Genomic DNA, 12,101 nt, shown 5'->3' on the forward strand with positions numbered 1-12,101 from the left:
GCCGCGCCCCCGACAACCGCCTCGTCCACTTCACCAAGCCGGACCAGGAGGTCCGCCCCGGCGACGTGGTCACCGTCGAGATCACCTACGCCGCCCCGCACCACCTCCTCGCCGAGGGCGCCGTCCTCGACGTGCGCCGCACGCGTGCGGGGGACGCCTGGGAGAAGCGCAACGCCGCCGAGGCCGCCAAGCCGGCCGGTGTCTTGCTCGGCCTGCCGAAGATCGGCGTCCCCGAGCCGCTGCCGGCGGCGACGGGCGGCTGCGCGGCACACTGAGCGCGCGCGACAGGGGCGGGGCGAGCAGGAAAAGGGGGGCGCGGCATGCCGCGATGGGTCGTGGTCGTACAGTCCGGTTCCGGCGAGCAGTACCGGTGCGAGGAGGCGGCCCGCTTCGAGGGCACCCTGGAACAGGCCCGCGCCCGCCTGTACGAGATCGCCTGCACCCATAAACACCGTGGCGGACTGCGCCAGCAGCGGCGCGAGGTGTTCCGGGTCGGTGCCGGGGACGCGTACTACGCGCACGTCGAGGGACTGATGTCGACCCATCGCGTCCTGTTCCAACTGGCTGAACAGGTGTGGAGCACCGACCCGGAGCCGAACCCCTGGCAGTAGGCTCCCGATCATGCTTGCCGCCGCCGCAGTCTGCCCCTGTCCGCCGCTCCTCGTGCCCGACGTCTCAGCGGGCGCCGCGCCAGAGCTGGACGCCGCGCGTACCGCCTGCACGGATGCGCTCGGACTGCTCGCGGCGGCCCGGCCGGACCTGCTGGTGGTCGTCGGGCCCGGCGAGGAGCGCGACCACGGGGCATACGCCGCGGGAGCACTGGGGTCGTTCCGGGGCTTCGGCGTGGACGTCGATGTATGGCTGGGGCGAGCCGATGGTGACGCCCCCGTGCCCTCGGCACGTCGGCTTCCGACGTCGCTCGCCGTCGCCGCGTGGCTGCTCGGGCGGACCGAGTGGTCGGACGCCCCGATCGAGGGACTCGTCGTGGGGGAACCGCTGACGCCCGAGCGGTGTATCCAGATCGGGAGGGACGTTGCCCTCCGGGCCGAGCGGGTGGCGCTGCTGGTGATGGGCGACGCCAGCGCCTGCCGCACGCTCAAGGCGCCCGGCTATCTCGACGACCGGGCGGCACCTTTCGACGCGTCCGTCGCGCGTGCCCTGGGCGAGGCGGACGTGGCAGCCCTCAAGACGCTGGACACCGAGCTCGCGCACGAGCTGATGGCCTCGGGGCGGGCGCCCTGGCAGGTCCTCGCCGGCGCCGCCGAGGAGGCGGGCCTGTCGGGCGCCCTGCTGTACGAGGACGCGCCGTACGGGGTGGGCTACCTGGTCGCGACCTGGTCGTAGACGCCGTCCGGGAGCCGCGCCGGAAGGACAAACGGCGGACGGCCGGGAGCCGTGAAGCTCCGCGGCCGTCCGTCGATGTGCCGTTTCAGGTGGTCGGCGGGGGTGAGTCCGACGGCGGCCTGCTGTCGCCGGTCGCCGTGTCGTCGCCCTTGTGCGCGAGTCGGTCCATGGCGCCCTTGGCCTTGCCCGTGCCCGTGTGGATCTTGTCGCTGTACTTGCCCTTGGTCCGTGCGTCGACGGCCTTCGCGGCCCGCTCGATGCCGTGGTGGACCTTGCCCTCGTGCCGTTGCGCGAAGTCGGAGACCTTGTCCTTGGCCGGGGCGAGTTTGGCTTTCAAATTATCCTTCAGACCCATCGTTCACCTTCCCGCGCGGGGCAGTTACGTCCGGGCGCCCTCACCGGCCTCGCTGTCGGCGGCATCGTCGGCGGACTGCTGCTTGGGGATCTCGACCCCGTCCTCACCGTCGGCCTCGACGGACTCCACCGCCGCCGCAGGGGCCGCCTCCGCAGCCTCGGCCTCAGCCTCGACCTTGGCCTCGGCCGACCCCGTCACCTCTGCCGCCGCCTCCTGCGCTGCCGGCTCGGCCGTTTGTGTGGCGGCCTGGGCCTCGACAGTTGACGCCTCCTCCGTGGTCTTCGACCGCCGGAAAAGCCGTGCGAAAACGCCCATATCCACTCCATACGTTACTAGTGCGGGTGAAATCCCGCGTCGTCCGGTGCGCCCGTTCGCGCCCCCGGATGGCCGCCTCCGTGAAACCGGCGGCGAAAACCTCGCAACACGCAACGACCCCGCGCGCGTGCCGTCACGTAACTCGTTCGAGACCACCGTGTGAGGTTTGCGAGACTGGGGCGGTGAGCAGTGCACCCCCCTCCCCGCGCGTCATCGCCGTAGTCGGACCCACCGCGGCCGGAAAGTCCGATCTGGGCGTCTTCCTGGCCCGGCAACTCGGCGGCGAAGTCGTCAACGCCGACTCCATGCAGCTCTACCGAGGGATGGACATCGGCACCGCCAAGCTGACGCCCGAGGAGCGCGCGGGAGTCCCGCACCACCTCCTGGACATCTGGGACGTCACCGTCACCGCCTCCGTCGCCGAGTACCAGCGGCTCGCGCGCGAACGCATCGACGCGCTGCTCGCCGAGGGACGCTGGCCGATCCTGGTCGGCGGCTCGGGGCTGTACGTCCGTGGGGCCGTCGACAACCTGGAGTTCCCCGGCACCGATCCCGAGGTCAGGGCCCGGCTGGAGGAGGAGCTCGCGCTGCGCGGCCCCGGGGCGCTGCACGCCCGCCTGGCCGCCGCCGACCCCGGGGCCGCGCAGGCGATCCTGCCCAGCAACGGCCGTCGTATCGTCCGGGCCCTCGAAGTGATCGAGATCACCGGCCAGCCCTTCACGGCCAACCTCCCCGGCCATGACTCGGTCTACGACACCGTCCAGATCGGCGTCGATGTGGCGCGCCCCGAGCTGGACGAGCGGATCACGCGCCGGGTGGACCGGATGTGGGACGCCGGGCTCGTGGAGGAGGTCCGCGCACTGGAGGCGCAGGGGCTGCGCGAGGGGCGTACGGCCTCGCGCGCGCTCGGCTACCAGCAGGTGCTCGCGGCGCTCGCCGGGGAGTGCACCCTCGAAGAGGCGCGGGCCGAGACCGTACGGGCCACCAAGCGCTTCGCGCGCCGCCAGGATTCATGGTTCAGGCGCGACCCGCGGGTGCACTGGCTCAGTGGGGCTGCGGCAGATCTCACAGAACTTCCGCATCTCGCACTGGCGTTGGTCGAACGACCGGTTACAGCCTGATCACGTGATGGCATCGGGACGCTCCGGCCGCCGTCCGGGCCTCCGGCGCCATGCCATCATCGAGCTTCGATCGACCAAGTGGAGTCCGAGTTGGGAGGGCGCGTGGCGATGGAGGCCGGCCCTCGCGACACCGCACAAGGCACCGAGAACGTCACCACCGACACGGGTGAGCGGAATCCGGAAGGCGACCTTCTGAGCCCGGACGGGCTCGACGAGACCGAGGTCGGCGTCACCGACGACGGTCCCGAGCCCGAGGAGATGTACGCCGGCGGCCCGGAGGTCGAGGTCGAGCTGCGCCCGCAGCGCCGACTGCGCATCTGGCAGCTCGCGCCCATCGTCGGCCTGGCCGCGGTCGGCTCCCTGATGTTCGCCTTCCCGCTGGCCTTCGACTTCGGAGACAGCGGCGCCGTGATCGCCATGCTGGGGCTCCTCATCTGCTCCTGCGCGGCCGGCTGGGGCATGATGGCCGCCCGCCGGGTCGGCTACACCTGGCCGGGGCTGCCGCAGCGGGGCGCCGGGCGCAGGCCGGACTGGCGGGTCGTGATCGGCTACGTCGTGGTGGTGGCCGCCGTCGTCGCCCTGGCCGTGTGGCGCGTGGCAAGGCTGCGCTGAGGCGTCCGCCAGGGGCCTGGGTCTGTGTCGACATGCGGCTTCGCCGCGTGGGCGTGATCAGCCACATCCGACCGCGCAGACCCGCCGTCGCGCACTCTCCCTCTCCCTTGGCCCTACCGGCGGAGTGCTCCCGTACGATCGAGGAATGAGCACGCGGATCGCCTTCCTCAAGGGTCACGGCACGGAGAACGACTTCGTGATCGTCCCGGACCCGGAGAACGTCATCGACCTGCCCCCGGCCGCCGTCGTCGCCCTGTGCGACCGCCGCGCGGGCATCGGCGGTGACGGACTGCTGCACGTGGTGCGGTCCGCGGCGCACCCCGAGGCCAAGGACATGGCGGCCGAGGCCGAGTGGTTCATGGACTACCGCAACGGCGACGGCTCGGTCGCGGAAATGTGCGGCAACGGCGTACGCGTCTTCGCCCGCTACCTCCAGCGCACCGGTCACGCGACCGAGGGTGACCTCAAGATCGCCACACGCGGCGGCGTGAAGAGCGTGCACATCGCCAAGGACGGTGACGTCACCGTCGGCATGGGCAAGGCCCGCCTCCCCGAAGGCGACGTGACGGTCGGCGTCGGCGAGCGCAGCTGGCCCGCGCGGAACGTGAACATGGGCAACCCACACGCGGTCGCCTTCGTGGACGACCTCGCGCACGCCGGCGATCTGTACTCCCCGCCGCCGTTCAGCCCGGCCTCGGCCTACCCGGACGGGGTCAACGTCGAGTTCGTGGTCGACCGCGGCCCGCGCCATGTCGCCCTGCGCGTGCACGAGCGCGGCGCCGGCGAGACCCGGTCGTGCGGCACGGGTGCCTGCGCCGTCGCTGTGGCCACCGCGCGCCGGGACGGCGTCGACCCGTCGGTGACCGGTGCCCCCGCGACGTACACCGTGGACGTGCCCGGCGGCACCCTCGTGATCACCGAGCGGCCCGACGGCGAGATCGAGATGACCGGTCCCGCCGTGATCGTGGCCGAAGGTGAGCTCGATGCGGAGTGGCTGGAAACCATCGCTCGTTGAGTGGTCGGAGGCTGGGAAGTGCGGCCCTGAGGCGTCCGTGGCTGGGGAGTAGGGGTTCTGACGCCCTGCAGGCGTTGGAAATCGCGAACCGCGGCTGGTCGCGTGGCGCAAAACCGTAAACCTGCAAACCCTCGCTCGAATGGGTGATCCGTTTCACGCTCGGCGAGAGGCGGTCAGTCGCACGTGATGGGCTCGGTAGCATCAAGCACCGGCCCGGACGGGGGACAAGTCACCATCCCCTGAGCCGTGTCCGCCATGGGGTACCCCGTCCGCCGGTCCACGTAGCCGGAGGTGCCCATGAGTGCGGAGGCCGCGAATTCCGCGACGCCAGGCCCGGTAGCAGGCGCTGTGCCGCCTGTCGTGCCGCGCAGGAAGACCCGCGCCCGCATCGATCTGCGCCGCCTCGGCCGGGCGGCGCTGCTCGGCCCCGCCTCACGCGACCGGCTGCCCGACGCGATCGGCCATGTCGTCGACGCCCATCGCGCCCACCATCCCGACGCGGACCTCGAACCCCTGCGCCGCGCCTACGTGCTGGCGGAGTCCTCGCACCGCGGCCAGATGCGCAAGAGCGGTGAGCCGTACATCACACACCCCCTCGCGGTGACCCTGATCCTCGCCGAACTCGGCGCCGAGACCACGACCTTGACGGCGTCCTTGCTGCACGACACCGTCGAGGACACCGACGTGACGCTCGATCAGGTCGGGGAGGAGTTCGGCGCGGAGGTGCGCTTCCTCGTCGACGGCGTGACGAAGCTGGAGAAGGTCGACTACGGCGCCGCAGCCGAGCCCGAGACCTTCCGCAAGATGCTCGTCGCCACCGGCAACGACGTCCGCGTGATGTCGATCAAACTCGCCGACCGGCTGCACAACATGCGCACGCTCGGTGTGATGCGCCCCGAGAAACAGGCCCGCATCGCCAAGGTGACCCGGGACGTGCTCATTCCGCTCGCGGAGCGGCTCGGCGTGCAGGCGCTCAAGACGGAGCTGGAGGACCTGGTCTTCGCGATCCTGCATCCCGAGGAGTACGAGCACACACGGGAGTTGATCGTCGAGAACGCCTCCCGCACCGACGACCCGCTCGCGGAGATGGCCGAGCAGATGCGCGGGGTCCTGCGCGAAGCCGACATCCCGGCCGAAGTTCTCATCCGGCCGCGGCACTTCGTCTCCGTGCACCGCGTGTCCCGCAAGCGCGGGCGGCTGCGCGGGGCCGACTTCGGGCGGCTGCTGGTGCTGGTGAACGAGGACGCCGACTGCTACGGCGTGCTGGGCGAGCTGCACACCTGTATGACGCCCGTCGTCTCGGAGTTCAAGGACTTCATCGCGGTTCCCAAGTTCAACCTGTACCAGTCGCTGCACACCGCCGTCGCCCGTGAGGACGGTCAGGTCACCGAAGTCCTCATCCGTACCCACCAGATGCACAAGGCCGCCGAGGCCGGTGTCGTCGCGCTCGGCAATCCCTACACCCCCTCCGCCGAGGAGCAGGCCGTGGCCGGTGACGGTGAGCGCGCCGACCCCACGCGGCCCGGCTGGCTGTCGCGGCTCCTCGACTGGCAGGAGGCGGCGCCGGATCCGGACACCTTCTGGTCCACGCTGCGTGAGGACCTCGCCCAGGACCGCGAGATCACCGTCTTCCGACCCGACGGCGGCACGCTCGGGCTGCCCGAGGGCGCGACCTGTGTGGACGCCGCGTACGCGCAGTACGGGGAGGACGCGCACGCGTGCATCGGGGCGCGTGTCAACGGGCGGTTGGCGACGCTCAGCACAGTGCTGCGGGACGGCGACACCGTTCAGCTGCTCATGGGGCAGGACCCGGCCTCGGAGCCGTCCAGGGAGTGGCTGGAGCACGCCCACACGCCTGCCGCGCGGATCGCCATCCAGCGGTGGCTGGCCGCGCATCCCGCACAGGGAGCGGTGGAGGCGAAGGACGCCGGGGTGGCCTTCCGGGGTGAGGCGGAGGGGCCCACGAGCCCGGCAGCCGCAGGGGAGGGGTCGGTCGTGCGGCCGGGAGGCCGGTCCGCCGCCAACGTTCTCGTCGACCGGGCCGGTGCGAGTGTGCGTCTCGCCGGCTGCTGTACGCCCGTGCCGCCCGACGAGGTCACCGGATTCTCCGTGCGCGGGGGAGTGGTGACGGTTCATCGCGTCGAGTGCGCCGCGGTGGCACGTATGAAGGGCGCGGGGCGCGCGGAGGTCGGTGTGCGCTGGGGGGACACCGCCGAGTGCCGGGTCACGCTGGTCGCCGAATCGTTCGTTCGCCCGCATCTCCTGGCCGACCTCACGGAAGCGATGGCTCAGGAGGGCGCCGAAATCGTCTCGGCGACGGTCGAGCCGCCGACCCAGCAGCGGGTGCGCCACACCTACACGGTCCAACTCCCGGACGCGGCCATGCTTCCGGGACTGATGCGGGCCATGCGGAACGTGGCCGGTGTGTACGACGTGACCAGGGCTCAGCCGCAGATGCAGGGGGCGTGAGGGCGCGGTCGCGTGACGCGCACCTGCCTTGCACAACCGCTCGGGCGTGCACCCACCTGATATACCCGTTCGAGTGTGGCGGGCGCGCGTCGTCGACGTCCTGTGCTTGTGCGCTGATAGCCCTGGTTCATGCTGCTCAACCCCCCCAACGAGGCTCAGCGCGCCCCGCGTTCCCGCCGGCGCCTCAAGGTGCCCGCGATGCTCGCCACCGCCGTCTCCCTCTGCCTGCTCGCCGCCGGCGCTCCCGCCACGCCCCTGGGCATCGGTGACCGTCTCTACCCGCAGCTGGGCAACCCCGGCTACGACGTGGCGTCGTACGATCTCGCCTTCACCTACCCCGGCGCCAACGACAAGCCCCTCCAGGCCGTCACCACCATCGACGCGTGGACGACCGAGGATCTGGAGCGGGTCAATCTGGACTTCGCCCACGGCAAGGTCGAGTCCGTGGAGGTCGACGGGGAGCCCGCGTCGTTCCGCAGCGCCGGTGAGGACCTGGTGGTCACGCCCGGGGAGACGCTGCCCGACGGCAGCTGGATGCGGATCACCGTGCGGCACACCAGCGACCCCGTCTACGGCAAGGAACGCGAGGGGGGCTGGGTGCGGACCGCGGACGGGCTCGCCATGGCCAACCAGGCCGATGCCGCGCACGTCGTGTTCCCGTGCAACGACCACCCCTCCGACAAAGCGCTGTTCACCATCCGGGTCACCGCGCCCAACGGCTACACCGCCGTCGCCAACGGCCTCCCGACCGACGTGGACCGCGCGGGCGGCTCGACGACCTGGACGTACCGGACACGGCACCCCATGGCCACCGAGCTCGCCCAGGTGTCCATCGGCCGCTCCAAGGTGGTGCACCGCAACGGTCCGCACGGGCTGCCCGTGCGGGACGTCGTGGCCGCCGAGGACCGCGAGCGGCTCGAACCGTGGCTGAAGAAGACCCCCGGGCAGATCGCCTGGATGGAGAAGAAGGTCGGGCAGTACCCGTTCGAGACGTACGGCCTGCTCATGGCCCATGCCTCCACGGGCTTCGAGCTGGAGACACAGACGCTGTCCCTGTTCGAGCGGGAGCTCTTCACCCAGCCCGCCTTCCCGAAGTGGTACGTCGAGTCGATCATGGTGCACGAGCTGGCGCACCAGTGGTTCGGCGACAGCGTCAGCCCGCGCACCTGGTCCGATCTGTGGCTCAGCGAGGGGCACGCCACCTGGTACGAAGCCCTGTACGCGGCGGAGACGGCGGGCCGGCCGTTCGAGGCGCGGATGAAGGCCGCGTACGCCGCGTCCGACCGTTGGCGCGCGGCCGGCGGACCGCCCGCGGCGCCCAAGGCGCCCTCGCCGGGCAAGAAGACCGGGATCTTCCGGCCCAACGTCTACGACGGTGCGGCCCTGGTGCTCTACGCCCTGCGCCAGGAGATCGGCCGAGCGGCCTTCGAAAGTCTGGAACGCACCTGGGTGAGCCGTCACCGCGACGGTGCCGCCTCGACCGCGGACTTCGTCGCGCTGGCGGAGGAGGTCTCCGGACGCAACCTCGACGGGTTCCTGCAGGCCTGGCTGTACGGCGAGAAGACCCCGCCCATGCCCGGTCAGCCGGAGTGGAAGTCAGTGGACGTCCCGAAGGCGGTCAAGAAGGCACCCACGAAGACGACCGGGAAGTCAGCAGGGAAGTCGGCTGGGAAGGCGACAGGGAAGTCGGCTGGGAAATCAGCCGGGAAATAAGGCGGTGACGAGACGGGCCGTGCCGTGCGACCATCTTCGGGTCGGCGCGGCACGGCCCGCGGGGAATCTCCCGGGGCGCTCGTGCGTTGTGAGCAGTGACGGACCAGGTTTCCTGGTGCCGCGGATCGGTTCCGCAGCGCCGCTGCCACCGTCGCCACCAGTGGATTCCCGATCGACGTAAGGACCCAATGACCTCCTCTTCTTCCTTTTCCCAGGACGCGCAGAGCTTCACGCAGACCTATGCCGACGGCCGCCGGGCCGATGCCCTGATGGAAGAGGACGTCGCCTGGAGCCACGAGATCGACGGAGAGCGGGACGGCCATCAGTTCGACCGCTCCGAGCGTGCGGCTCTGCGCCGTGTGGCGGGCCTCTCCACCGAGCTCGAGGACGTCACCGAGGTCGAGTACCGCCAGCTCCGTCTGGAGCGGGTCGTGCTCGTCGGTGTCTGGACCTCGGGGACCTCGCAGGACGCGGAGAACTCGCTGGCGGAGCTCGCGGCGCTGGCGGAGACCGCGGGCGCTCTCGTGCTCGACGGCGTGATCCAGCGCCGCGACAAGCCCGACGCGGCCACTTACATCGGCTCCGGCAAGGCCGACGAGCTCAGGGACATCGTCCTGGAGTCCGGCGCCGACACCGTCATCTGCGACGGTGAGCTCAGCCCGGGCCAGCTCATCCACCTCGAGGACGTCGTCAAGGTCAAGGTCATCGACCGTACGGCCCTGATCCTCGACATCTTCGCCCAGCACGCCAAGTCCCGGGAGGGCAAGGCGCAGGTCGCGCTCGCGCAGATGCAGTACATGCTGCCGAGGCTGCGAGGCTGGGGTCAGTCGCTGTCCCGGCAGATGGGCGGCGGCAAGGGCGGCGGCCTAGCCACCCGTGGTCCCGGTGAGACCAAGATCGAGACGGACCGGCGGCGGATCCGCGAGAAGATGGCGAAGATGCGCCGGGAGATCGCGGACATGAAGACCGGCCGCGAGATCAAGCGCCAGGAGCGCAAGCGCCACAAGGTGCCCTCGGTCGCGATCGCGGGCTACACCAACGCCGGCAAGTCCTCCCTGCTCAACCGCCTCACCGGCGCGGGCGTGCTGGTCGAGAACGCCCTGTTCGCGACCCTGGACCCGACCGTGCGCCGGGCCGAGACGCCGAGCGGCCGTCTGTACACGCTGGCCGACACCGTCGGTTTCGTCCGGCACCTGCCGCACCACCTGGTCGAGGCGTTCCGTTCCACCATGGAGGAGGTCGGCGAGTCCGACCTGATCCTGCACGTGGTGGACGGCTCGCACCCGAACCCGGAGGAGCAGCTGGCCGCCGTGCGCGAGGTGATCCGGGACGTCGGCGCGATCGCCGTACCGGAGGTCGTCGTGATCAACAAGGCGGACGCGGCCGACCCGCTGACGCTTCAGCGGCTGATGCGGATCGAGCCGCGCTCCATCGCGGTCTCCGCCCGCACCGGCCAGGGCATCGCCGAGCTGCGCGCCCTGATCGACAACGAGCTGCCCCGGCCGTCCGTCGAGATCGAGGCGCTGGTGCCGTACACCCACGGCAAGCTGGTCGCCCGCGCCCACACCGAGGGCGAGGTGATCTCCGAGGAGCACACCCCGGAGGGCACGCTGCTCAAGGTGCGGGTGCACGAGGAGCTGGCGGCGGATCTCACGCCGTACGTTCCGGCGCCGACCGCCTGAGCCGACGTATGCCGACTGCTTGAGCCGTCGTATGCCGACTGCTTGAGCGTCGTAGAACTGCTGAAGGCCCGCTCCCTGTCGCAAGGGAGCGGGCCTTCCGTGCTGTCTGTGCGCGGCGGTCAGCGGCCGCCGTACGTCTTGCTCATGTACTGGTACACCGACTCGGCACCCGTGCCCAGCTGCGGGCCCGCGAGCCAGGTGTTGTCCTGCGGGCCGATCGACGTGTTGGACACCAGCGTGGTCCTGCCGTTCAGCACCCGGAACCAGCCGCCGCCCGACGAACCGCCGGTCATCGTGCAGCCGATGCGGTACATCGTCGGCAGGGCCGGGCTCAGCGAGAGACGACCCGGTCGGTCGGCGCACTTGAACATCTGCAGGCCGTTGAACGGCGGCGCCGCCGGGTAGCCCCAGGCGCCCATCGTGGCGACCTCCGTCGCGGACGGGGCGGAGAAGTCGACGTCCAGCGCGCCGGTGGTCTCCTCCAGGGACTTCGCGCCGGCCTCCGGCTGCACATGCAGCACCGAGTAGTCGTACGCGGCACCCGCGCCGCCCGTCTCCGAGCCGCCCTGGATCCACTCGTTCGAGGTCGAGACCCAGTCGGCCCACCAGTTGCCATAGGGCGCGATCTCGGTGGGCGTGGCGTTGCCCAGCTCCGCCTGGGACTTGCCGAGGTCGTTGTAAGCCGGGACGAAGGCGATGTTGCGGTACCAGCCGCCGCCCTGGCCGGCGTGCACACAGTGGCCGGCCGTCCAGACGAGGTTGGACTTGCCGGGGTGGTTGACGTCCTTGACGACCGTGCCGGAGCAGACCGCCGGGCCTTCGGGGGTGTCGAAGAAGACCTTGCCGACGGGCGCCGCGTTCTCGTGGTACGGCGTCTTCTCGGGCGTGGCCTGGACGGGGGCCGGCTCCGGGTCGCTCACGCCCTGGTCGGCCGAGGCGTCCTGCGTGGTGACCGTCTTGTTGGCCTCCTTCGCGGACTGCATCCGGTCAGGCTTCCACAGGCCCTCGATGACCGGGTTGACGAAGTCCTTGGCCTCGCTGAGCCACTTGTCCTTGTCCCAGTCCTTCCAGGCGCCGTCCTTCCACTTGTCGAGGTCGATCCCGTGCTCCTTGAGCTTGTCCGCGATCTCGGCCGGGATCTGGATCTTGCCGTCACCGGCCTCGGCGGCCTGCGAGGCGGCGGCGTCGGCCCGGTCGCCGGCCGAGTCGGCCGCGCCGTCACAGGCGGTCGCGGTCAGCGCCAGCGCGGCGACGAGGCCGGTGGCGGTCAGGACGAAGCGCCGCCTGCGGCGTGGAGTTGCGGGCGTAGGTGTGGAACGCATGGTGCGGAAACCCCCGTTGAAGCGTGCTGCTGCTTGGCACCTTGATGACATGTGCGCGGCGCGCGGGGGCCGGGGGGCCGGGTGCGGCCCTTCCTGTGCGGCCCCTCGGACGCGACATCCCACTATGCCCGTGGACTTGAGAGCGAACGGCGG

At 71.1% G+C, this 12,101-nt stretch carries 11 protein-coding genes and 1 pseudogene; 9 read left to right on the forward strand and 3 right to left on the reverse strand.

Going from position 1 to position 12,101, the window contains the following annotated elements; translation table 11 throughout:
- The 3 genes and pseudogenes from EAO75_RS07445 to EAO75_RS07455 form a co-directional block, all read left to right on the forward strand.
- Positions 1 to 275, forward strand: a pseudogene (locus EAO75_RS07445) (tRNA (N6-isopentenyl adenosine(37)-C2)-methylthiotransferase MiaB); the annotation flags it as partial.
- Between the two features lie 45 nt (positions 276 to 320).
- Positions 321 to 611, forward strand: a complete 291-nt coding sequence (locus tag EAO75_RS07450; protein ID WP_147994150.1) for a hypothetical protein — start codon at positions 321 to 323, stop codon at positions 609 to 611.
- Positions 612 to 621: 10 nt separating this feature from the next.
- The gene (locus EAO75_RS07455; protein ID WP_147994151.1) at positions 622 to 1,344 is read left to right on the forward strand and encodes a class III extradiol dioxygenase subunit B-like domain-containing protein; all 723 of its coding nucleotides are present in this window, start codon (positions 622 to 624) and stop codon (positions 1,342 to 1,344) included.
- An 85-nt stretch (positions 1,345 to 1,429) separates the two neighbouring features.
- On the opposite strand, the gene EAO75_RS07460 is transcribed toward EAO75_RS07455, so the two are convergent.
- Positions 1,430 to 1,699 carry an antitoxin gene (locus EAO75_RS07460; RefSeq protein ID WP_147994152.1) on the reverse strand — a complete coding sequence of 90 codons (270 nt, stop codon included), beginning with the start codon at positions 1,697 to 1,699 and terminating at the stop codon, positions 1,430 to 1,432.
- 24 nt (positions 1,700 to 1,723) lie between these two features.
- Positions 1,724 to 2,014, reverse strand: a complete 291-nt coding sequence (locus EAO75_RS07465; RefSeq protein ID WP_147994153.1) for a hypothetical protein — start codon at positions 2,012 to 2,014, stop codon at positions 1,724 to 1,726.
- 182 nt (positions 2,015 to 2,196) lie between these two features.
- On the opposite strand from EAO75_RS07465, the gene miaA reads away from it, so the two are divergent.
- From miaA to hflX, 6 genes are all read left to right on the forward strand, one after another.
- A complete protein-coding gene (gene miaA / locus EAO75_RS07470; RefSeq protein ID WP_147994154.1) occupies positions 2,197 to 3,135 on the forward strand; it encodes a tRNA (adenosine(37)-N6)-dimethylallyltransferase MiaA in 939 nt (312 codons plus the stop codon).
- Positions 3,136 to 3,243: 108 nt separating this feature from the next.
- On the forward strand, positions 3,244 to 3,747 hold the full coding sequence (locus EAO75_RS07475; RefSeq protein WP_147994334.1) for a hypothetical protein: 504 nt from the start codon (positions 3,244 to 3,246) through the stop codon (positions 3,745 to 3,747).
- A gap of 145 nt (positions 3,748 to 3,892) precedes the next feature.
- Positions 3,893 to 4,762, forward strand: coding sequence for a diaminopimelate epimerase (gene dapF, locus EAO75_RS07480; RefSeq protein ID WP_147994155.1), 870 nt, complete (start codon positions 3,893 to 3,895; stop codon positions 4,760 to 4,762).
- Between the two features lie 297 nt (positions 4,763 to 5,059).
- Positions 5,060 to 7,231, forward strand: a complete 2,172-nt coding sequence (locus tag EAO75_RS07485) for a RelA/SpoT family protein (RefSeq protein WP_147994156.1) — start codon at positions 5,060 to 5,062, stop codon at positions 7,229 to 7,231.
- Between the two features lie 129 nt (positions 7,232 to 7,360).
- Positions 7,361 to 8,944 (forward strand): M1 family metallopeptidase, encoded by a 1,584-nt coding sequence (locus EAO75_RS07490; protein WP_147994157.1) that lies wholly within the window; start codon positions 7,361 to 7,363, stop codon positions 8,942 to 8,944.
- 188 nt (positions 8,945 to 9,132) lie between these two features.
- Positions 9,133 to 10,626: a GTPase HflX gene (hflX, locus tag EAO75_RS07495; RefSeq protein ID WP_147994158.1), complete on the forward strand. Its 1,494-nt coding sequence runs from the start codon at positions 9,133 to 9,135 to the stop codon at positions 10,624 to 10,626.
- Between the two features lie 119 nt (positions 10,627 to 10,745).
- On the opposite strand, the gene EAO75_RS07500 is transcribed toward hflX, so the two are convergent.
- On the reverse strand, positions 10,746 to 11,948 hold the full coding sequence (locus EAO75_RS07500) for a trypsin-like serine peptidase (protein ID WP_147994159.1): 1,203 nt from the start codon (positions 11,946 to 11,948) through the stop codon (positions 10,746 to 10,748).
- Positions 11,949 to 12,101 lie beyond the last annotated feature (153 nt).

The organism is Streptomyces sp. UW30 (assembly GCF_008042075.1).
Lineage (GTDB): Bacteria > Actinomycetota > Actinomycetes > Streptomycetales > Streptomycetaceae > Streptomyces.